15 protein-coding genes, 1 tRNA gene and 5 pseudogenes are annotated in these 21224 nt (G+C 75.4%); 7 read left to right on the forward strand and 14 right to left on the reverse strand.

The window, feature by feature from the left end; genetic code table 11:
* Positions 1-341, reverse strand: a pseudogene (locus tag ACZ56B_RS01935) (LacI family DNA-binding transcriptional regulator); the annotation flags it as partial.
* A 231-nt stretch (positions 342-572) separates the two neighbouring features.
* Here ACZ56B_RS01935 and ACZ56B_RS01940 point away from each other — a divergent pair.
* From ACZ56B_RS01940 to ACZ56B_RS01960, 5 genes and pseudogenes are all read left to right on the forward strand, one after another.
* A pseudogene (locus tag ACZ56B_RS01940) lies at positions 573-884 on the forward strand (FGGY-family carbohydrate kinase); the annotation flags it as partial.
* A 113-nt stretch (positions 885-997) separates the two neighbouring features.
* Entirely contained in the window at positions 998-1753 is a 756-nt protein-coding gene (locus ACZ56B_RS01945; RefSeq protein ID WP_468785205.1) for a (Fe-S)-binding protein, read from the forward strand.
* The gene (locus ACZ56B_RS01950) at positions 1750-3300 is read left to right on the forward strand and encodes a lactate utilization protein B (RefSeq protein ID WP_468785207.1); all 1551 of its coding nucleotides are present in this window, start codon (positions 1750-1752) and stop codon (positions 3298-3300) included. Before ACZ56B_RS01945 ends, ACZ56B_RS01950 begins: the two co-directional genes overlap by 4 nt.
* A complete protein-coding gene (locus ACZ56B_RS01955) occupies positions 3297-3938 on the forward strand; it encodes a LutC/YkgG family protein (protein ID WP_468785209.1) in 642 nt (213 codons plus the stop codon). Before ACZ56B_RS01950 ends, ACZ56B_RS01955 begins: the two co-directional genes overlap by 4 nt.
* A gap of 235 nt (positions 3939-4173) precedes the next feature.
* Positions 4174-4352: pseudogene (locus tag ACZ56B_RS01960) on the forward strand (ABC transporter permease); the annotation flags it as partial.
* Positions 4353-4446: 94 nt separating this feature from the next.
* On the opposite strand, the gene ACZ56B_RS01965 reads toward ACZ56B_RS01960, so the two are convergent.
* Together ACZ56B_RS01965 and ACZ56B_RS01970 are read right to left on the reverse strand one after the other, a co-directional pair.
* Positions 4447-4806: a cupin domain-containing protein gene (locus tag ACZ56B_RS01965; protein ID WP_468785211.1), complete on the reverse strand. Its 360-nt coding sequence runs from the start codon at positions 4804-4806 to the stop codon at positions 4447-4449.
* Between the two features lie 146 nt (positions 4807-4952).
* Positions 4953-5930 carry a pyridoxal-phosphate dependent enzyme gene (locus ACZ56B_RS01970; RefSeq protein WP_468785213.1) on the reverse strand — a complete coding sequence of 326 codons (978 nt, stop codon included), beginning with the start codon at positions 5928-5930 and terminating at the stop codon, positions 4953-4955.
* A 69-nt stretch (positions 5931-5999) separates the two neighbouring features.
* On the opposite strand from ACZ56B_RS01970, the pseudogene ACZ56B_RS01975 reads away from it, so the two are divergent.
* Positions 6000-6248, forward strand: a pseudogene (locus ACZ56B_RS01975) (hypothetical protein); the annotation flags it as partial.
* 19 nt (positions 6249-6267) lie between these two features.
* Here the strand turns inward: ACZ56B_RS01975 and selD are convergent.
* Positions 6268-7293: a selenide, water dikinase SelD gene (selD, locus tag ACZ56B_RS01980; RefSeq protein ID WP_468785215.1), complete on the reverse strand. Its 1026-nt coding sequence runs from the start codon at positions 7291-7293 to the stop codon at positions 6268-6270.
* An 89-nt stretch (positions 7294-7382) separates the two neighbouring features.
* Here selD and ACZ56B_RS01985 point away from each other — a divergent pair.
* Positions 7383-7475, forward strand: a tRNA-Sec gene (locus tag ACZ56B_RS01985).
* A gap of 35 nt (positions 7476-7510) precedes the next feature.
* On the opposite strand, the pseudogene ACZ56B_RS01990 reads toward ACZ56B_RS01985, so the two are convergent.
* The 10 genes and pseudogenes from ACZ56B_RS01990 to ACZ56B_RS02035 all read right to left on the reverse strand — a co-directional run.
* Positions 7511-9280, reverse strand: a pseudogene (locus tag ACZ56B_RS01990) (SelB domain-containing protein); the annotation flags it as partial.
* A gap of 5 nt (positions 9281-9285) precedes the next feature.
* Positions 9286-10572, reverse strand: a complete 1287-nt coding sequence (gene selA / locus ACZ56B_RS01995) for an L-seryl-tRNA(Sec) selenium transferase (RefSeq protein WP_468785477.1) — start codon at positions 10570-10572, stop codon at positions 9286-9288.
* Positions 10573-10767: 195 nt separating this feature from the next.
* Positions 10768-12597, reverse strand: coding sequence for a thiamine pyrophosphate-requiring protein (locus tag ACZ56B_RS02000; RefSeq protein WP_468785217.1), 1830 nt, complete (start codon positions 12595-12597; stop codon positions 10768-10770).
* A gap of 105 nt (positions 12598-12702) precedes the next feature.
* On the reverse strand, positions 12703-13116 hold the full coding sequence (mnhG, locus tag ACZ56B_RS02005) for a monovalent cation/H(+) antiporter subunit G (protein ID WP_468785219.1): 414 nt from the start codon (positions 13114-13116) through the stop codon (positions 12703-12705).
* A complete protein-coding gene (locus ACZ56B_RS02010) occupies positions 13113-13379 on the reverse strand; it encodes an MrpF/PhaF family protein (RefSeq protein WP_468785222.1) in 267 nt (88 codons plus the stop codon). Before ACZ56B_RS02010 ends, mnhG begins: the two co-directional genes overlap by 4 nt.
* The gene (locus ACZ56B_RS02015; RefSeq protein WP_468785224.1) at positions 13376-13981 is read right to left on the reverse strand and encodes a Na+/H+ antiporter subunit E; all 606 of its coding nucleotides are present in this window, start codon (positions 13979-13981) and stop codon (positions 13376-13378) included. Before ACZ56B_RS02015 ends, ACZ56B_RS02010 begins: the two co-directional genes overlap by 4 nt.
* Positions 13978-15534: a Na+/H+ antiporter subunit D gene (locus tag ACZ56B_RS02020; RefSeq protein ID WP_468785226.1), complete on the reverse strand. Its 1557-nt coding sequence runs from the start codon at positions 15532-15534 to the stop codon at positions 13978-13980. Before ACZ56B_RS02020 ends, ACZ56B_RS02015 begins: the two co-directional genes overlap by 4 nt.
* On the reverse strand, positions 15531-15998 hold the full coding sequence (locus tag ACZ56B_RS02025) for a Na(+)/H(+) antiporter subunit C (RefSeq protein ID WP_468785228.1): 468 nt from the start codon (positions 15996-15998) through the stop codon (positions 15531-15533). The genes ACZ56B_RS02020 and ACZ56B_RS02025 overlap by 4 nt, the downstream gene beginning before the upstream one ends.
* Positions 15995-18904 carry a Na+/H+ antiporter subunit A gene (locus tag ACZ56B_RS02030; protein ID WP_468785230.1) on the reverse strand — a complete coding sequence of 970 codons (2910 nt, stop codon included), beginning with the start codon at positions 18902-18904 and terminating at the stop codon, positions 15995-15997. The genes ACZ56B_RS02025 and ACZ56B_RS02030 overlap by 4 nt, the downstream gene beginning before the upstream one ends.
* 288 nt (positions 18905-19192) lie before the next feature.
* Positions 19193-20713: a potassium/proton antiporter gene (locus ACZ56B_RS02035; protein WP_468785232.1), complete on the reverse strand. Its 1521-nt coding sequence runs from the start codon at positions 20711-20713 to the stop codon at positions 19193-19195.
* Positions 20714-21224: the final 511 nt, after the last annotated feature.

Below are 21224 nucleotides of genomic sequence, written 5' to 3' on the forward strand. Positions count from 1 at the left end.
AAGGGACCCGCTCTTCCCCCCCCCCCCCTTCTCCCTCTCCCCCCCCCCCCCCCCCCCCCCCCCCCCCCCCCCCCCCCCCCCCCCCCCCCCCCCCCCCCCCCCACGTCGACGAAGAAGGGGTTGCCCATGTCGAGGACGAGCAGGCCCATGATCCGGCTGCGGCCCGCGCGCAGCTGGCGCGCGGACTCGCTGCGGACGTAACCGAGCCGGTCGATGGCGGACAGCACCCGCGCCCGGGTTCCGGCGGCGACCGTGTCCGGGCGGTTGATCACGTTGGAGACCGTGCCGACGGAGACTCCGGCGACGCGGGCGACGTCCTTGATACCCACCGGCTGGGCCATCGGGCGAGGACCTCCAAGCGGACGGGGCGGCGGGGCCTTCACACTACCGGCACGGCCTCGCGGGGACGCTTTCCGGCCAGGGGGCCGGTCCGGCGGCCCGTCCGTGGTCAGGCGAGGTGGAAGACCCCGGTGAGCGGCTTCATCGCCCCGTCGGGCCGGGTGCCGTCGAGGGACTCGAGGAAGGGGGCCGTCTCGGCCTGCCGGCGGGGCGTTGACCTCGGTGGCCCCCCTGCCTACCGCAGGGCGGTGGAGGACGCGCAGCGGCTCGCCGGGCGGCCGGTGGACGTCGTGCACGTCGGCGGCGGCGCCCGCAACGCCCTGCTGTGTCAGCTGACCGCCGACGCCTGCGGGCTGCCGGTGGTGTCCGGGCCGACGGAGGCGGCGCTGGGCAACGTGCTGGCGCAGGCCCGTGCGCACGGGCTGGTCGGCGACCTCGCCGGGATGCGGCGGCTGCTCGCCCGCACCCAGCTGCTGACGCGGTACGAGCCGCGCGGCGGCACGCGGCGGTGGCGGGCGGCGCAGGCCCGGCTCGCCCGGGACTGACCGCGACGCCCCCGCACCCACACCCGCACCCGCACCCGCACCCGCACCCGCACCCGCACCCGCACCCGCACTACCCTGCCTTCATCGGAGGATCGATCGCACGAGGAGCCGCGATGCGTGTCGCCCTGTTCCTGACCTGCGTCAACGACACGCTCTATCCGGACACCGGGCGCGCCGTGGTGAAACTCCTCACCGGGCTCGGCGTCGACGTCGACTTCCCGGTGGCGCAGACCTGTTGCGGCCAGGCGCACTACAACACCGGGTACCGGCGCGAGGCGGAGCCGATGGCCCTGCGCTTCTCCGAGGTCTTCCGGGACCACGAGGCGATCGTGACGCCGTCCGGGTCGTGCGGGGCGATGGTGCGGGAGCTGTACCCGCGGCTGGGCGAGCGGGCCCGGGCGGAGGGCCGGGGCGACACCCTCGCGGCGGCGCTGGCACCGGTGGTGCCGAAGACGTACGAGCTCACCGAGTTCCTGGTGGACGTGCTGGGGGTGACGGACGTCGGGGCGTACTACCCGCACAAGGTGACCTACCACCCGACCTGCCACGGGCTGCGCGCACTGGGCCTGGGCGAGCGGCCGCTGCGGCTGCTGCGGGCGGTGAGGGGGCTGGAACTGGTCGAACTGCCGGGCGCGGAGGAGTGCTGCGGCTTCGGCGGCACCTTCGCGCTGAAGAACTCCGACGTCTCGGCCGCGATGGGCGCCGACAAGGTGCGCAACGCCGAGTCGACGGGCGCCGAGGTGCTGTGCGCGGCGGACAACTCCTGCCTGATGCACCTCGGCGGAACGATGACGCGGCTGCGGACCGGCATGCGGCCGGTGCACATCGCGGAGATCCTGGCGAGCACGGAGGAGGAGCCGGCCCCATGAGCGGAACGTTCGTCGGAATGCCCGCGTTTCCCCCACCCGCCCCCACGGCGTCCTCCCCGCCCGCCCCCGCGTCGTCTCCCCCATCCGCCCACCCGGCGTTCCCGGTGGCGGCGCGGGACGCCGTGCGCGATGCCGCCCTGCGCGGCAATCTGCGGCACGCCACGCACACCATCCGGGCCAAGCGCGCCGAGGCCGTCGCGGAGCTGGCCGACTGGGCCGGACTGCGGGAGGCGGGCAAGCGCATCAAGGACCACACGCTGCGCCGTCTCGACCACCACCTCGTGCGGCTGGAGGAGTCGGTGACGGCGGCGGGCGGCACCGTGCACTGGGCCGCCGACGCCGACGAGGCGAACCGGATCGTCACCCGACTGGTCAAGGAGACCGGCGAGTCGGAGGTCGTCAAGGTCAAGTCGATGACCACGCAGGAGATCGGGCTCAACGAGGCCCTGGAGGCCGAGGGCATCCGCGCCTACGAGACCGACCTGGCCGAACTGATCGTGCAGTTGGGCGGGGACCGGCCCTCGCACATCCTGGTTCCGGCGATCCACCGCAACCGCGGGGAGATCCGGGAGATCTTCGCCCGCGCGATGGGCGCGTGGGGCCGCCCCGCCCCGGAAGGGCTCACGGACACGCCCGCCGAACTCGCCGAGGCGGCGCGGCTGCACCTGCGGGAGAAGTTCCTGCGCGCCAGGGTCGGCATCTCCGGCGCCAACTTCATGGTCGCCGAGACCGGCACGCTGGTGGTGGTGGAGTCCGAGGGCAACGGGCGGATGTGCCTGACCCTGCCCGAGACGCTGATCTCGGTCGTCGGCATCGAGAAGGTGGTGCCGACCTGGCGGGACCTGGAGGTGTTCCTGCAGACCCTCCCCCGCTCCTCGACCGCCGAGCGGATGAACCCGTACACCTCGATGTGGACGGGCACGACGGACGGCGACGGCCCGCGCAGCTTCCACCTGGTCCTGCTGGACAACGGCCGCACCGACACCCTCGCCGACGAGGTGGGGCGGCAGGCGCTGCGCTGCATCCGCTGCTCGGCCTGCCTGAACGTGTGCCCGGTGTACGAGCGGGCCGGCGGCCACGCGTACGGCTCGGTCTACCCGGGACCGATCGGCGCCGTCCTCAGCCCCCAACTGCGGGGCACGGGCAGCGAGATCGACGCGTCCCTGCCGTACGCCTCGTCGCTGTGCGGGGCCTGCTACGAGGTGTGCCCCGTCGCCATCGACATCCCCGAGGTGCTGGTGCACCTGCGGGAACGGGTGGTGGAGGGCGGCCCGGCCACCCGGGCCGGCAACAAGGTGGTGCTGCGCCCCGCCAAGGGGCACGCCGCCGAGCGGGCGGCGATGCGCGCGGCCCGCTGGGCGTTCACGCACCCCGGAGCCCTGGCGGCCGGCCAGCGTCTCGCCTCGCGCACCCGCCGCCTCCATCCGCGCACCCTGCCGGGCCCCGGCCGGGCGTGGAGCGGGACCCGCGCCCTGCCCGCGGTGCCGGCGGAACCGTTCCGGGACTGGTGGCGGCGCACGAACGGCGGAAAGGACGGAACCGAGTGAGCAGCAGGGAACGGATCCTGGGCCGGGTGCGGCGCGCCCTCGCCGACGCGCCGCGCGACGCGGTCCCGTACGAGCGGGCGGTCGCCCGGGACTACCTGCGCGAGCACGGCGGGCGCACCGTCGGGGAGACGGTGGACCTCCTCGCGGAGAACCTGGCCGACTACCGGGCGGTCGTGCACCGGACCACCGACGACGAACTGCCCCTCGTGATCATGCGGTTGCTCGCCGAGCGGGGTTCCCGGCACGTGCTCGTGCCGCCGGGGCTGCCGCCGGAGTGGATGTCGGCCGCCGATCCCATCCGGATCCACGACCGTGCCGTGAGCACGCCGCGCGAACTGGACGAGGTCGAGAGCGTGGTCACGGGCTGCGCGGTCGCCGTCGCCGAGACCGGCACGATCGTGCTGGACGGCTCGCCCGACCAGGGCCGGCGCCGCATCACCCTGATCCCCGACCACCACATCTGCGTGGTCCGCGTCCCCGACCAGGTCGTCTCCTCCGTCCCGCAGGCCCTCGAACGCCTCGACCCGGCCCGCCCGCTCACCTGGATCTCCGGCCCGTCGGCGACCAGCGACATCGAACTGGACCGGGTGGAGGGCGTGCACGGCCCGCGCACGCTGGAGGTCGTCCTGGTCGGGTGACCCCCCGCCGGGGGTGTCGTCGGGCGCGCCCCCGGACACGGGTTCCGCACCCCGTGGGGCGCGGCCCTCCCCTCCGCAGCGTCTTCGGCAGGGCACGGGACGTGCCGGACGGAGGAGATGACGACGGCGCGCGACGGGGCACGACGCGACCACGACACGCGACCCGCCCCCGAGGCGCTGCGCCTGGTCAAGGTCACCACGTCCTGCGGAACGGCGGACAGCGCCGCTGAAGCCGGCCGGGATCGTGCCGTTCACCGTGGTCCGCGGGGACGCGGCGCTGCCGGAGCGGATGTACGGCGTGTGGGCCGCGGTCGCCGCGACCGGCGCGGCGGGGTCACGCTCGGGACGAGCCTGGCCACGGCCCGGCGCGTGCCGCGCGCCCCGGCGGTGCGGGCGGTGGCCGCACCCGTGTGACGGACGGGTGGGCGAGCGCCCGGAGAGGGTCCGGGCACCCCGCGGGGTGCCCGGACCCTGCCGTTCCCGTGCCCGGCCGGAGGTTCCGGTCCGGTCAGTCCGCCTTCGCGTACGTCTGGGCCATGCCGCCCGCGAAGTCGTGCACCACGACCTGCTCGTCGCCGACGACCCACGCGTCGTGGCCGGGCGAGCAGACGAAGACGTCACCGGGGCCGACCTCGCCCTCGGCGCCGTCGTCCATGCGGATGCGCATGCGGCCCCGGACGACGTAGCCGTTGTGGTGGACCTGGCAGCTTCCGGTGCCCGCGATGGGGCCGACGGACTCGGACCAGCGCCACCCCGGCTCGAAGGTGGCCACGGCGAAGTCCAGCCCCGTCATGTGGACGGCTTCGAGGTGCCCCCTGGGGAAGTCCCGTCGTTCGTCCGGCTTGTCCAGCATCTTGACCTCGAACATGCCCCTTCTCCCTTCCGGTCGTGCCCGCACGACCGCGGGTCCGGTCTCCGTCCGTCCCGAACGGCACCGGCGGGGGCCGGGCCCCACCCCTTCATCGTCCGCCCGTCCCCGCGGGAACGCCATCCGGGTGGCCGGGGGCCGGTGCGTCAGTCGCCGGGTCCGCACAGCCGCGCGAAACGCCCGGCATCGACGTTCCCGCCGGAGAGGATCGCCCCGACCCGGCCCGGGAGGGGGCCCGCGCGGCCGGTGAGCAGCGCGGCCAGCGCGGTGGCCCCGCTCGGCTCCAGGACGATCTTCAGGCGCTCGAAGGCGAACCGCATCGCGTCCCTGATCTCGTCGTCGTCGACCAGCACGATCCCGTCCAGCAGCCGCCGGTTGAGGGAGAAGGTCAGCTCGCCGGGGGTGTGCAGGGCCTGGCCGTCGGCGATGGTGCGCGGGACCGGGATGCTCACGCGGCGGCCGGCCTCCAGCGACCGCCTGGTGTCGTCCCCGGCCTCCGGCTCGACGCCGATCACCCGGGCCGCGGGGCACAGGCCCTTGACGGCGGTGGCGCTTCCGGCGATCAGGCCCCCGCCGCCGACCGGCGCGAGCAGCGCGTCCAGCTCTCCCGCCTCCTCGATCAGTTCGAGGGCCGCCGTGCCCTGTCCGGCGACGACGTCCGGGTGCTCGTAGGGAGGGATGAGGGTCAGACCGCGCTCGGCGGCCAGCGCCCGGGCGACGGCGACCCGGTCGCCGGTGTAGCGGTCGTAGGTGACGATCTCGGCGCCGTACCCCTCGGTGGCCGCCCGCTTCGACGGCGGCGCGTCCTCGGGCATCACGATGACGGCGGTGGTGCCCAGCTCCCGGGCGGCCAGGGCGACGGCCTGGGCGTGGTTGCCGGAGGAGTAGGCGGCGATGCCCCGGGACAGCCGGGCGGGGGCGAGGCGGGACGCGGCGTGGTAGGCGCCGCGGAACTTGAAGGCGCCGACCCGCTGGAAGTTCTCGCACTTGAGGTGGACCTCGGCACCGACGAGTGCGTCCAGGGTGCGCGAGCGCAGGACCGGCGTGCGGTGTGCGACGCCTTCCAGGCGCTTCGCCGCGGCGCGGACGTCGTCGAGGGTGACCGGCGGGCGGGTGGTCGTCACGGGGTGCCTCCAGCGGGAGTCGGAACGGTCGTCGCCCGGTCGGGGCGGCACGGGCGCGGCGAGCAGGCCGTGCACGGCCGTACCCCGCACCAGGTGGGACTCCCCTACCCCTGGGGCCCGAACGGCCACACCACGGGCGACGCGGCCGACGAGCCGCCGCACCTGCCGCTGGACCCCGACACGCGGATCCAGGAGGCGAAGGCGTTCGCCGTGGACATCCGGCCGGGGCGCCGCCCTCGGGGCCCGGCCGCCCCGGAGCCGGTGCGCCGCTGCCGGGAACGGGCGGGGATCGACGAGCGCGCCGGCACCGGTCCGTGAGCCGGCCCGTGCGGCCGGCTCACCTCAGGACCACGGAGTGCGCCCCCTTCGGGACGAGTTCCCCGATGACGGGGGCGCCCGGCACCTCGCCCGCCACCAGCAGCCCGCCCGAGGTCTGGGCGTCGGCCAGGAGCAGGCGGGTGTCGTCGTCCGCGGACCCGAAGTCGGTGAACGGCGCCACCCACTCCAGGTTCCGCCGGGTGCCGCCGCTGACGTAGCCGTCCCGCACCGCCTCGCGGGCCCCGTCGAGGTAGGGCACGGCGGCGGTGTCGACCACGGCGGTCACGCCCGAGGCGCGGGCGAGCTTGTGCAGGTGGCCGAGGAGGCCGAAGCCGGTGACGTCGGTGGCGCAGGTGGCCCCGGCGGCCAGGGCGGCGGCCGAGGCGTCCCGGTTGAGCGCCGTCATGGTGGCCACCGCCTGCTCGAACCGCTCGCCGGTGGCCTTGTGACGGTTGTTCAGGACTCCCAGCCCGAGGGGCTTGGTGAGCGACAGGGGCACCCCCGGGCGTCCGGTGTCGTTGCGCAGCAGCCGGGCCGGGTCCGCCAGGCCGGTGACGGCCATCCCGTACTTGGGCTCCGGGTCGTCCACGCTGTGCCCGCCCCCGACGTGGCAGCCCGCCTCGGCGGCGACGTCCAGCCCGCCGCGCAGCACCTCGCGCGCCAGCTCGAAGGGCAGCACGTCCCGGGGCCAGGCCAGGAGGTTGACGGCGAGGACCGGGCGCCCGCCCATCGCGTACACGTCGGACAGGGCGTTGGCGGCGGCGATGCGGCCCCAGTCGTAGGCGTCGTCCACGACGGGGGTGAAGAAGTCGGCGGTGGAGATCACGGCCCGGTCCGCGGTCCCGTCCCGCGCGGGCAGGCCGACCACGGCCGCGTCGTCGCCGGTGGCCAGCCCGACCAGGAGCGGGGTGTCGCCGGAGGGCGGGACCGGCCGGGCGAGGCCGCCGAGGACGTCCTCCAGCTCGCCGGGCGGGATCTTGCAGGCGCAGCCGCCGCCGTGGGCGAACTGCGTGAGGCGGACGGGTGCGTGCGTCGGGGAGTGCATGGCCTGCTCCTGGTCGGATCGGATCGGGTCGGGTCGGGGGTGTGGGCCGGGAGGAGGAGGGGGGAGCGGGTAGCCTGGGCGGCGGCGGAGGAGGCGTGTGGGTGCCTGGTGGCCCTCCCGGTCTTCAAAACCGAGGTGTCCGAGGATCTCGGGCAGGCGGGTTCGATTCCCGTCCGCCTCCGCTCCCCGCGCCGGCCCGGCAGCGCCGGTGCCGGTCGTCCACCCGTTCGGTCAGGCCCCGCCCGTCCAGGAACTCCAGCAGCGGTACGGCCACCCGGCGGGTGGTGTCCAGGGCCTTGCGGGCCTCGCTCAGCGTGAACGGCTGCGCGAGGCCGCGCAGTACGGCGGCGGCCCGGACGTCCGCCCCCGGCAGCAGGACGATGCCGTCACCGACCCGCAGCAGCGCGCCCGCGGCGACCGCGGCGGCCAGCTCCTTGCGTCCGAGCCCCAGTCCGGCCAGCCGGTCGGCCTCCGGGGCGCGGAACGGGGCCCGCTCCAGCTCCCGCCGCACGGCGTCGACGGCGGCCCGGACCGGCGGCGGGAGGGTGGGGCCGTCGCCTCCGGGTCCGTACAGCCGCCCCTGGGCACGGCGCAGCCGTACCGGGCCGGGGTGGTCGGCGAGCGCGTCGACCAGGGCCCGGTCGGGCAGGCCGAGCAGGTGCCGGGCGGCCTCGGCGGGCAGGCCGGGGTCCATCGGGTGCCGTGCCGCGTGCCGTTCCACCTCGGTGCCCAGACGGCCGCGCAGCGCCGCCCAGTGCTCCGGGTCGGCCAGCCAGTCCCCGGCGACCGGCGGCACGGGGGCGTCCGCGCCCATCGCCAGGAGCTCCGCGCGGCGGACGAGCCGGCGCCGCCTCAGTTCGGCCGCGCCGTCCGGGCGGCCGGTCATCCCGGCCAGTTCGGCCGCCCTGGCCCGGCCCGCCCCGCGCCGGGTCAGGGCGGGCGGCCGGACGTCCAGCACGGTCACCCCGCACGGCGCGCGGCTCCCGCCCGGCTCCCGCAGCACCGCCCGGTCGCCGATCCGCAGCGGCAGTTCCCGGTCCAGGGTGAGCCGGGCGGTGTCCGCCCCGAGCGGCCGGACCGTCACCGGCACCGCGGCGGTGCCCAGGTGCAGGGTGACCCTCCGGGGGAGCTCGTCGGCCGGCGTTCCGCCCACCCGGACGTCGGTCGTCGCGGTGAGCAGCCAGCGGTCCGGCGTCAGCAGCACCCTGCCCCGGCCCAGTACGCCGTCGGGGGCCCCGTGGACGTCGACGGCCACGCGCGCCACACCGCTGACGGCGGACCGGTCCTCGTGCAGGCACTGCAGTCCGCGCACCCGCAGCCCGGTCGTGCCGTCCCCCGCCACCAGCCGGTCGCCGACGCGCAGGGTGCCCGCGCCCAGGGTGCCGGTGACGACCGTGCCGCGACCGCGCACGGTGAAGGCGCGGTCCAGCCACAGCCGCACGTCCGCGTCGGCCGGCGGGACGGGCAGCGCGCGGGCCAGCAGGGCCAGTTCCCGGCGCAGCCCGTCCAGCCCCGCGCCGGTCACCGCGCTCACCGCGACGGACGGCACGCGGCCGAGGGAGGTGGCGGCCATGCGGCGGACGGCGTCGGCCCGCACGGGCTCCGGGTCGGCCAGGTCGCTGCGGGTCACGGCGAGCACGGCGTGACGGACGCCGAGCGCGTCCAGGATCTCCAGGTGCTCCTGCGACTGCTCCTGCCAGCCCTGGTCGGCGGCGACCACGAACAGCACGGCGGGGACGGGCCCCACACCGGCCAGCATGGTGGCGACGAACCGCTCGTGACCCGGCACGTCGACCAGGGCCAGGTGTTCGCCGCCCGGGCCGCCCGGGTCGTCCGGGTCGTCCAGGCGGGTCCACACGAACCCGAGGTCCAGGGTCAGGCCCCGGCGCCGCTCCTCCTCGAACCGGTCGGGTTCCATCCCGGTCAGCGCCCGGGCCAGGGCGGACTTGCCGTGGTCGACGTGCCCGGCGGTGGCCAGCACCCGCATCCCGCCTACCTCCCCGCAGCCGACCGGACGGCCCCGGCCAGCCGCTCGTCGTCCTGTTCCGGCACCGCCCTGAGGTCGAGCAGGCACCGCCCGCCCTCCAGCCGCCCCACCACGGGGACCGGCCCGGTGCGCAGGGCGGCGGCGCAGTGCTCGGGCAGGGACAGGGCGGCGCTGGGCAGCGTCACGCCGGGCGCCCCGCCCCCGCCCACCGTCGCACGGCTGTCCACGGCCCGTACGTCGACGCCGTCGGCGGCCAGCGAGGCGGCGAGCCGCTCGGCGCGGCGCCGCAGGTGTCCCGGGTCGGCGCCGAGGGCCTCGCCGGTCGGGGTCGCGGGCCCGGTGAGCGTCGCCTCCAGGGCGGCCAGGGTCAGCTTGTCGACCCGCAGGGCGCGGGCGAGCGGGTGCCGGGCCAGGGCGCGGACCGTCTCCTGCCGCCCCAGGAGCAGACCGCACTGCGGGCCGCCCAGCAGTTTGTCGCCGCTCGCCGTCACGAGGGCCGCCCCGGCACGCAACTGGCTCTCGGCGTCCGGCTCGTCGGGCAGCAGCGGATGGGGGGCCAGGAGTCCGGAGCCGATGTCGACGACGACCGGGACGCCCAGCGGCGCGAGGTCGCCGACGCCCGCGGCGCGCGTGAACCCGGTGACGCGGAAGTTGGAGGGGTGCACCTTCAGCACGAAGGCCGTCTCCGGGCCGATCGCCCCGGCGTAGTCGGCGGCGGTGGTGCGGTTGGTGGTCCCCACCTCGCGCAGCCGGGCGCCGGTGGACACCAGCAGGTCCGGCAGGCGGAAGCCGTCGCCGATCTCCACCATCTCCCCCCGGCTGATGACGATCTCCCGCCCGGCCGCGAGCGCGGTGGCCGCCAGCACCAGCGCGGCGGCCCCGTTGTTGACGACGTGCGCCGCGGCGGCGGACGGCACCCGCTCGCGCAGGGCGGCCAGCGCGGTGCGGCCCCGGCGGGCCCGCACCCCGGTGCGCAGGTCCAGTTCGACGTCGGTGGGGCCGGCGGCCTCCTGCACCGCCCGCCGGGCGGCCGCCGACAGCGGCGCCCGGCCGAGGTTGGTGTGCAGCACCACACCGGTGGCGTTGATCACCGGCCGCAGCCCGCTCACCGAGCGCGGCAGCAGGGCGACGGCCGTGTCGGCCACCGCCTCCGGTGCCACGGCGCCGTCGCGCGCCCGCTCCTGCGCCCGGTGGACCGCCGCCTTCACCGCACCGGTCCCGAGCCGGTGGGCCGCCTCCCGCAGGCGCGGGTCGCGCAGGACGGCGTCGGTGCGCGGGATCCGCCGGCGCACGTCCGGGCCGGGGCCGCGCGACGCGTTCCCCCCGCCCTCGGGGGCGCCGCCTCCGGTTCGTCCACCGCTGCGTCCGGTGGTGACCCACTGGTCCACCCGGTTCCTCCGTTCAGGCCCGGTCGTCGGCCGTTCGCTCCCCCATCGTCCCTCCGTGCCCACGGCCGGGGGCGTGACACGCCGGGCCGCCGGACGGGCTCACGGACGGCCCTCGGCGCCGCCACCGGTTCCGGGACGGTCGTCGCGGTGCCGTCTGCCGGGCAGCATCTCCTGCACCTTGGCCTTGAACCCCTGCCTGACCACGGAGCCGCGGTCGCTGTCGCCGCGCAGGACGGCGAGGGCCGCGGCCTCGATCTGGTCCAGCTCCGCGTGCGGCGGGATCGGCGGCACGGCCGGGTCGGTGCGGAAGTCGACGACGAAGGGCCGGTCGGCCGCCAGCGCCCGGTCCCAGGCCGCCTCGACCTGCCCGGGCTCCTCCACGCGCACGCCGTCCAGGCCGATCCGCCGCGCGATCTCGGCGTACGGCAGGTCGGGGAGGGCCTGCGACTCCTCGAACTGCGGCGCCCCGGACATCGCCCGCATCTCCCAGGTCACCTGGTTCAGGTCCCCGTTGTTGAGGACGGCCACGACCAGGCGCGGATCGGACCACCGGTGCCGGTACTTGGCGGCCGTGACCATCTCCATCATGCCGTTCATCTGCATGGCGCCGTCCCCGACGAGGGCGATCGCGGGCCGGTCCGGGTGCGCGAACTTCGCGCCGATGGCGTAGGGCACGCCGGGGCCCATGGTGGCCAGGGTGCCCGACAGGGAGCCGCGCATCCGCCCGCGCAGCCGCAGGTGGCGGGCGTACCAGTTGGCGGCGGAACCGGAGTCGGCGGTGACGATCGCGTCGTCGGGCAGCCTGCCGTCGAGGGCGTGCACCACGTACTCCGGGTTGACCGGGTCGGCGTCCACGGCGGCGCGCCGCCGCATGACCTCCCACCAGCGGGCGACGTCCTTCTCGACCTTCTCGCGCCAGGCCCGGTCCTCCTTGCGGCGCAGGCGCGGCAGCAGCCGCCGGAGCGTCTCGCGCGCGTCTCCGACGAGGTTCACCTCGAAGGGGTAGCGCAGGCCGATCATGTGCGGGTCGACGTCGATCTGCACCGCGCGGGCCTGGTCCAGTTCCGGCAGGAACTGCGTGTACGGGAAGCTGGACCCGATCACCAGCAGGGTGTCGCAGTCCCGCATCAGCTCGTAGGAGGGCCGGGTGCCGAGCAGGCCGATGGCGCCGGTGACGTGGGGCAGGTCGTCGGGGAGGACGTCCTTGCCGAGGAGGGCCTTCGCGACGCCGGCCCCGAGGACGTCCGCCAGTTCCTCCACCTCGGCCCGGGCGCCGCGGGCGCCCTGGCCGATGAGCACGGCGACCTTCTCGCCGGCGTTCAGCAGCTCGGCGGCCCGCTCGACGTCCTCGTCCGCCGGCACCGGCGCGTAGCGCCCGAGGCCCAGGCTGGAGGGCACCATCTTGAAGGCGTGCGTCGGCGGGGAGTAGTCCAGTTCCTGCACGTCGCCCGGCAGGACGACCGCGGTGACGGTCCGCCTGGCGTAGGCCGTGCGGAAGGCCCGGTCGATCAGGTTCGGCAGCTGCTCCGGCACCGTCGCCGTCTCGCAGAAGTCGGAGGCGACGTCCTTGTACAGGCTCTGCAGGTCGACCTCCTGCTGGTACGAGCCGCCCATCGCGCTGCGGTCGGTCTGTCCGACCAGCGCGACGACGGGCACGTGGTCGAGTTTCGCGTCGTACAGCCCGTTCAGCAGGTGGATCGCGCCCGGCCCGGAGGTCGCGGCGCAGACGCCGGCCCTGCCGGAGAACTTCGCGTACCCCACGGCCTGGAACGCGGACATCTCCTCGTGCCGGGACTGGATGAACCTCGGGTCGTCGTCGGCCCGTCCCCACGCCGCCAGCAGGCCGTTGATGCCGTCGCCCGCGTAGGCGAAGACGTGGTCCACCTCCCACTCGCGCAGCCGCCGGAGGATGTAGTCGGATACCTTCATGCCGGCCCTCGCCCTTCCGCTCCCGCCGGTGTGCCCCGCCCGGCCCGGCCGCGCGGCGCGCCGCCGGGGGGTCTGCCGGGTTCCGTGCGGCCCCCGGCGCAAACGTCAGCGGTCCGCGTCGTCCGGGTTCTTCCCCTCCTCCTTGTCCGGGGTGAGGCCGCCCTGCTCGTGCAGGGGGGTGCCGTCCCGGGCGAGACGGTCCGCGAGTTCGTCGGCGAACAGCCGGCGGCGGTCGACCGCGTGGGTGCGGTAGGCGGTGCGGCCGACGATCTGGCTGGTGATGGGCGCGTTGAACAGCTGGAAGAGGGCGATGAGCAGGAGCACCGGGGCGTCCCCGAGGGGCCGGTGCACGGCGGCTCCGACCAGGATGAGCAGCAGGCCCAGGGTCTGGGCCTTGGATGCGGCGTGCAGACGGCTCACGGTGTCCCGGAAGCGGAGCAGCCCCACTGCGCCGAGCAGGCAGAAGCACGCGCCGGTGAGGAACAGGACGGCGGTGACGACGTCGCGCAGGACGGTCATCGCATGCCCTTCCGCTTCTCGACGAGGTGGGCCGCGGTCACCGACCCGATGAAGGCCAGCAGGGCGAGGACCACGAGCACGGGCAGGGCGGTGCTGTCTTCGCGCAGGGTCATGCCCACGGCCGTCCCGGCGATGACCATGGTGACGATGACGTCGAGCGCCACGATGCGGTCCAGGGCGCGCGGCCCGTGCACGAGGCGCACCAGGGTGAGCAGTCCGGCCACGACCAGGATTCCCAGCGTGACGCCGTACAGGTGGGTCATCCTCGTTCCCCTCGGTGGTCCGGTGGTGTGTCGTCCGGCGGTGGGACCTGCGACGGATCGACCGGTGACCCGCGCCCGGGCGGGGCGTGGCGGTGCCCGACGGACCGGGCGACCCTGCGCTCCAGGTCCTGCGTCTCCTTCCTCCTGCGGTCGACGGTCCCCTGGTCGCGGATCGGGAGCGTGTGGACGTACAGACGCCTGCGGCGGCGGTCGATCTCGATGACCACCGTGCCGGGGGCGATCGTGGTGATCTCGGCGACGACCGTGATCAGCACGTCGTCGTCGATGTGCAGGGGGACCTCCATGATCGCGGAGCGGGTCCTCCCGCCGTGCCGGACGGCCGCCCAGGCGACGGTGGCCCCCGACCTGATGAGGTCGACCAGCAGGTGGAACAGCAGCGCCCCGATCCACAGCGGCCGGGGCACCGCTCCCGGCAGGACGGACGGCAGCGGGAAGAGCGCGACGACGAGGAGGGCGACGAGCAGTCCGCCGACGAGCACGACCGCGCCGGTGGAGCCCCACAGCACCACCCACAGCAGCCACAGCCACACGACCAGCGGCAGGTGGTGCAGGACCCTGAGGGACTTCTCACGGGGGCTCAACGCCGCTCCTCCTCCCCCAGGACGACGGACCGGTACGCCTCGGGACGCAGCAGGTCCTCGGCGGCCCGCTCGCCGATGCGCGCCAGCGGGCCGGCGAAGACGGCGACCGCCACCCCGGTCAGGACCATGCCGGCCGTGGAGACGAGCATCAGCCGGGCCCCGCGCACCCCGCCGGGGCTCGGTTCGGGTGCCTCGGTGGCCGACGACGCGAGCCTTCCGGACGCGCCGCGCGCCGTGCTCATCGGCTGCCCCGCGAAGGCCGTGGTCCACACCCGCGTCATGGCGTAGAGGGTGAGCAGGCTGGTGAGCAGGGCGGCCGCCGCGAGGCTGTAGGCGGCCGCGCCGCCCTGGGCGACCCCGGCCTCGAGCAGGGCCAGTTTGGCGACGAAGCCGGAGAACGGCGGGACCCCCGACAGGCTCAGGGCGGGCAGGGCGAACAGCACGGCGACCAGCACGCCCGGCGGCGGCCGCTTCGCCATGCGGGGCAGCGACGCCGTTCCCGCCCTGATCACGGCGAGGCCGGCGGCGAGGAACAGCCCGGCCTGGACGACGATGTGGTGGACGATGTAGAGGATGGTGCCGGTCAGTCCCCGGACGTCGAACAGGGCGATGCCGAACAGCATGAAGCCGATGTGGCTGACCAGGGTGAAGGACAGCAACCGGTTGACGTCGTCCTGGGCGATGGCGCCGAGGATGCCCACGACCATGGTGATGATCGCCGCGCAGGCCAGGAGGATCCACCCGCTGCCGCGCGGGAACAGCAGGGTCTCGGTGCGCAGCACGGCGTAGACGCCGACCTTGGTCAGCAGCGCGGCGAACACCGCGGTGATCGGCGCGGGAGCCGTGGGATAGCTGTCGGGCAGCCAGAGGTGGAGCGGGATGATCGCCGTCTTGATGCCGAGGACGACCAGCAGCAGCAGGGAGAGCGTCTCGCGCAGTCCGCCGGGCAGTTCCGCCAGCCGCGGCCCGAGTTGCGCCAGGGTGACGGTGCCGGCGGCCGCGTACACCAGGGCGATCAGGGTGATGAACAGGATGGACGAGGTCAGGCTGACGATGGTGTACGTCATGCCCGCGCGGGTGCGGTTCTCGTCGGCGTCGATGGTGATCAGGACGTAGGAGGCGGCGAGCATCACCTCGAAGGCGACGAAGAGGTTGAACAGGTCGCCCGTGAGGAACGCCAGGCTCACACCCGTGACGAGGACCAGGTAGGCGGGGTGGAAGACCACGGCCGTACGGCGGTCCTCCTCCGCGGTGCCCTGCCCCATGGCGAAGAGCAGCACGGCCAGCGTCACCAGCGTCGACACGGTGAGCAGCAGCGCCGACAGCCGGTCGGCGACGAGGGTGATGCCCAGCGGCGCGTCCCAGCCGCCGACGTGCAGGGCCTGCGGGCCGTGGGTGTCGGCGAGCACGAGCAGCGTCAGCGCGTCGGCCGGGACCAGGGTCAGGACGACGACGCTCAGGAGCCGCACCACGCGCTGGGACGGGCGGAGCAGGGTCAGGCCGGCCCCGATGGCCGGCAGCATGACGGGCAGGGCCAGCAGCGCCTCCGTCATCGGTCACCTCCCTGCTGTGTGCCGTCGTCGGCCGGGGCCGCGCCGGGACCGGAGTCGGGTTCGGGGTCGGGATAGGTGTCCCGGTCCTCGTCGGCGCGCTCCCGGATGGTGCCGATGCGCCGGTCCTCCGGGTCGTCGGGGACCTCGTCGTGGCCGGTCAGGTACCAGGACCGGTAGGCCAGCGCCATGAGGAAGGCGGTGAGGCCGAAGGTGATCACGATGGACGTCAGCGCCATGGCCTGGGGCAGCGGGTCGGCGATCCGGTCGGGGTCGGGGGGCGTGTCGCCCAGCACCGGGGGCAGCCCCGGTGTGCCTCCGCCGACCAGGAGCAGCAGGTTCGTGCCGTGGCCGAGGATGAGGAAGCCGAGGACGATGCGCATCAGCGAGCGCTGGAGCATGAGGTAGAAACCGACGGCGAAGAGGCCGCCGACCACGACGGACAGCGTCACGTCGATCGTGCTCACCACCGGCCCTCCTCCTTCCCCCGGGCCCCGTGCCCGGCCTCGTGGCCCCCGTCGCCGGTGTCCTCGTCGTCCTCGTCGCCGGTGTCCTCGTCGTCCTCGTCCCCCGTCGCGGCCCCGGGGGCGTCGAGGGAGACGCCCACCGCCGACAGCAGCCTGAGCACGACGCCGACGACCAGCAGGTACACGCCGATGTCGAAGAACAGGTTGGTCGCGACCTCCACCGTGCCCAGCACCGGCGGACGGAGGGTGACCACCGCGCTCTCCAGCGGCACGCCGCCGAAGGCGAGCGGGAGCAGGCCGACGAAGGCCGCCAGCATCAGTCCCGCACCGGCGATCACGCTCCCGCGCACCCGTACGGCGGCTCCCAGGTCGGCGCGTCCCCCCACGAGGTACCGCAGCACGAACGCCTGCCCCGCCACCAGGCCGCCGGAGAACCCTCCGCCGGGGCCGTAGTGACCGGAGAACAGCAGGTAGAGCGAGAGCAGCAGGATCGAGGGGAACAGCAGCCGGGTGGCCACCTCCAGCAGGACCGACCGCTCGCCGCCGGACCGCTCGCGAGCGCCCGGCAGCCAGGTCTGCGCGGGCTCGTCCCACCGCGCCGTCGGGAACGGGCCGCCGACCCGGTCGCCGGTCTCCCGCAGCGCGCCGGCGCCGCCCGTCCTGACCAGGCTGGCGACGCCCACCGCCGCGATCAGGATCACCGCGATCTCGCCCAGCGTGTCCAGGGCGCGGAACTCGACGATGATCGCGTTGACGATGTTGTAGGCGCCGGTCTCCGGCGTCCGGTGCACGTACTCGGTGGAGATCGCCGGGATCTCCCGCGCGGAGGAGGTCATCAGGGCCAGGCAGGCGACGAAGACCCCGACCGCCGCGGCGGCCACGACCCGTACGACACGGGTGCCGGTCCGCGCCCGGCCGGGCTCGAACCGGGCCGGCATCCGGCGCAGCACCAGCACCACCACGACCAGCGTCATGGTCTCCACGAGGAACTGGGTGAGCGCCAGGTCCGGTGCTCCCCGGATCAGGAAGATCACCGCCACCCCGTAGCCGGCGGCTCCGGACAGCAGGATGCCGGTCAGCCGGTGCCGGGTGACGACCACCGCCCCCGCGGCCGCCAGCATCATCACCGCGAGGAACGGTTCGCTCGGCGACCACCACCACTGCGGCGAGCCCAGGGAGGGCGCCGCGGCCACCAGCGCCGCACCCGGCACCACCACCACGGTGACCAGCAGCACCGTCATGTAGACCGGCAGCGAACCGACCTGGGTGCGCCCGGTCAGGACCACGGCCAGCCGGTCCACGGCCGCCATCGCGCGGTCGAACCCGCGCTGCACGTCCGGCAGCCGGGGCAGGCGCCAGCGGTCGCCCCGCACCAGGTGGAGCAGGACACCGAGGAGGATGGACAGCATCGACAGGCCGAACACGGCGGTGAAGCCGTGCCAGAGGGACAGCTCGTACGAGCCGTGCGGGCCCGGCGGATAGGCGTCGGCGTAGGGCGTGGTGAGGGCCGCGGTGCCCGCGTACCACACGCCGAGGACCAGGGTCGCGGCCGACAGGACGGCCACGGGCGCGACGAACCCCGGGGCCGGCCGGTGGGCGCGGGCCGCCACGTCGCCGGGGGGCCCGCCGAAGGCGCCCTGCACGAAGCGGGCTCCGTAGGCCACGGTCAGCAGGGAGCCGAGCAGGAGCGCCGCCGTCAGCCAGAGGTGGCCGCCGAGTTCCGTGCCGTGCAGGAACGCCTCCACCGCGGCCTCCTTGCCCAGGTACCCGAGCAGCGGCGGCAGGCCGGCCATCGAGGCCACGGCCACGGTCGCGACCACGCACAGCACGGGCATGCGGCGGCCGAGGCCCGACAGTTCGCGGATGTCGCGGGTCCCCGTGGTGTGGTCGATGACGCCGACCGACAGGAACAGCGCGGACTTGAACGCCGCGTGGGCGAGCAGCATGACCGTCCCGGCCAGCGCCGCGGTCCGGGTGCCCGCCCCCAGCAGGGCGGTGAGCATGCCCAGTTCGCTGACCGTGCCGTAGGCCAGCAGCATCTTCAGGTCGGTCGCGCGCAGCGCCCGCCAGGCGGCGAGCACCATGGTGACCAGGCCGACGACGAGCACCAGCGGCCGCCACGGGGGCACGTCCGCCAGGGCGGGCGCCAGCCGCGCGATGAGGTAGACGCCCGCCTTGACCATCGCGGCCGCGTGCAGGTAGGCGCTCACCGGGGTGGGGGCCACCATCGCGGCGGGCAGCCAGCCGTGCAGCGGCATCTGCGCCGACTTGGCGAACGCCCCGATCAGGACGAGCACCACCGCGACGGAGACCGTCGTGCCGCGCGGGGGGTCGGCGAGGATGCCCGAGACGCTGTAGGTGCCGGCCGCCCGGCCGAGCATGATGAAGCCGAGCAGCATCACCAGGCCGCCGCCCGTGGTCACCAGCAGCGCCTGCCGGGCGGCGCGCCGCTGTTCCGCGGCCTCGCCGCGTTCGGCGATGAGCAGGAACGAGGCGACCGTGGTCAGTTCCCAGAAGACGTAGAGGACGAACAGGTTGTCGGCCAGGACGAGTCCGGCCATCGCGCCCGCGAAGGCCAGCAGCGTGGCGGCCAGCCGGCCGGCGTCGTGCTCGACGTAGTACCGGCAGTACAGCAGCACCAGCGCGCCGACACCGGCGACGATCCAGAGCATCATCAGGGCCAGGGCGTCCAGCCGCAGGTCGACGGTCAGCCCGAGCGTGGGCGCCCAGGACAGGGTCTCCCGGTACTCGCCGCCGTCCAGCACCCGCGGCGCCCGCGTGCCCGCCCAGACCACGGCCGCCAGCGGGACCAGGGCCGCGAGGGGCCACACGGCGCGGCCGAGCCGTCGCTGCCACCAGGGGATCGCCAGGGCGAGCACCCCGTGCGCGGCCAGCAGGAACAGCACCGCCGCACCAACTCCTCCGTCGACTCCCGGTCCACGCGGTCCCTCCGCACGGGACGGATCCGTCCCGCTCGGTTCTGGCGGTGTACCCCGGATCGACTTCCACAGGTGCCCGGAGCTGCCGGAATCAACCGCAAAGATGTGGCAGACGGGCGTATCCCGCGGGTGCGCCGCGCAAGCGGCGGGCACGGACGGCGGGGAGGACGGCCACCGCACGGAACGGAGCGCCCCGGGCGGGGACGGCCCCGGGCGGCCGTCAGGTGCCCGGGGCCGTCCCCGCCCGGGGGCGGGTCACCGGCCGACGGTCTCGGCGGCCTCGGCGTCGCCGTGCTCGCCCAGCCAGCGGGCGAGCCTGCCGCGCCTGCCGACCGCGCGCAGCCGACGTTCGGCGGCCTCCCGCGTGTCCCGGGAGGTGATCAGCAGGAGTTCGTCGCCGGTGCGCAGGACGGTGTCGCCGTCGGGCACCAGGGTGGTGCCGTCACGGACGACGAGGGTGACCACCGTGGGGGGCGGCAGCCGCAGCTCGAGGACGGTCACCCCGTGCAGGCGGGAGCCGGGCGGCACCGAGACGGTGAGCAGGTCCGCGTCGAGCACGTCCAGCGGCGCGCTCTCCACCTGCGCGTCGCGCACCGCCCCGGAGCCGGACAGGCCGACCCACCGGGCCACCCACGGCAGGGCGGGGCCCTGGATGAGGGTGAACAGCACCACCAGGACGAAGACGATGCCGAGCAGGTTCCCGGCCCCGTCGACGCCGGCGACGACGGGGTAGGTGGCCAGGACGATGGGAACGGCTCCGCGCAGCCCCGCCCAGGAGATGAAGACCTGCTCCCGCCAGGACATGCGGAACGGCAGCAGGCACAGGAAGACGGACACCGGCCGTGCCGCCAGCAGCAGGACCAGGCCGGCCACCGCGGCGGGCAGTGCGGCCGAGGGCAGTTCACTGGGGTCGACGAGCAGCCCCAGGGTGACGAACAGCCCGATCTGCGCGAGCCAGCCGGCGCCTTCGGCGAAGGACCGGGTGGCGGCCCGGTGGGGGAGCTTGGCGTTGCCCAGGACCACCCCGGCGAGGTACGCGGCGATGATGCCGCTGGCGCCCACGACTCCCGCGGCGGCGAAGGCGGTGATGCCGAACCCCACGGTGGCCAGCGGGTACAGGCCGGTGGCGGGCAGGGCGATCCGCCGCAGCGCGGCCACCCCGATCCGGCCGATGAACAGGCCCGTCAGGCCGCCGACGACGAGCTGGTAGACGACGCTGGTGACGATGTGCGCCGGATGGGGCAGGTCGGTCGTGGCCGCGGTGAACACCGTGACCAGGATGATCGTCGGGGCGTCGTTGAATCCCGACTCGGCCTCGACCAGACCCGTGAGCTTCCGCGGCAGGGGGAGGGCGCGCAGCACCGAGAAGGTGGCGGCCGCGTCGGTGGAGGAGACGATCGCCCCGAGCAGCAGCGCCAGGTGCCAGTCCAGGCCCATCAGCCAGTGCGCCCCGGCCGCGGTGACCGCGACGGAGATCCCCACCCCCAGGGTGGCCAGCACCGCGGCGGGCGCCACGACCGGCCGGACGCTCGACCACCGGGTGGTCAGGCCGCCCTCCACGAGAATGATCGCCAGCGCGGCGTTGGCCAGCGCCTGTGCCTGCTCGGCGTCGTCGAAGCGGACGCCGATGACGTCCTCGCCGACGACCACGCCCACGGCCAGGAACAGCAGCAGGCTGGGCAGCCCGACGCGGTGCGCGGCGCGGGCGGCGGCGATGCTGGCCAGCAGCACCGCTCCCCCCACGAGCAGCGCCATGTACAGCTCGGTCAGCGTCATCGGCCGGCCCCGGTGCCGTACGCGTCACCGGGACCCGGACCCCCGGGCTCGTGGAGGACCGGCCGCCCGCTCGGTGATCCCCGCCGGGGGCAGCGGCCGGAGCCCCGTGCGCCGGGGGCCACGCGGCCGGGGCGAGCGGCCCTCCTCCTGCGCCTCCTGCGGGCGGGGCTCCTCACGCCGCGCGGGGAGCCGGACGGCGCCGAGCCGCTCGTGGCGTCCGGCCCCGGTCCCTCCCTCACCGGCTGCGAGGACGGCCATGGGTGTGAGTCGCGCTCTCTGACCAAACGGCACCGACCTTTCACGACAACCGGGCACATGTTCGCCCCCGGAGGGTTTTCCCGTCCCACCCTCTCCCGCTCACGGCCCCGCGGGCATCGGGGTCAGCACCCAATTGCACGGCGCCCGCGGCGGGGGGGGGGGGGGCGGGGGGGGGGGGGGGGGGGGGGTGAGGGGGGGCGTTGTCGCTATCTAGGGAACGCGACCCCACCACGAAGGCGAAACATACCCTACC

It is taken from the genome of Streptomyces sp. NPDC034670, from assembly GCF_055574875.1.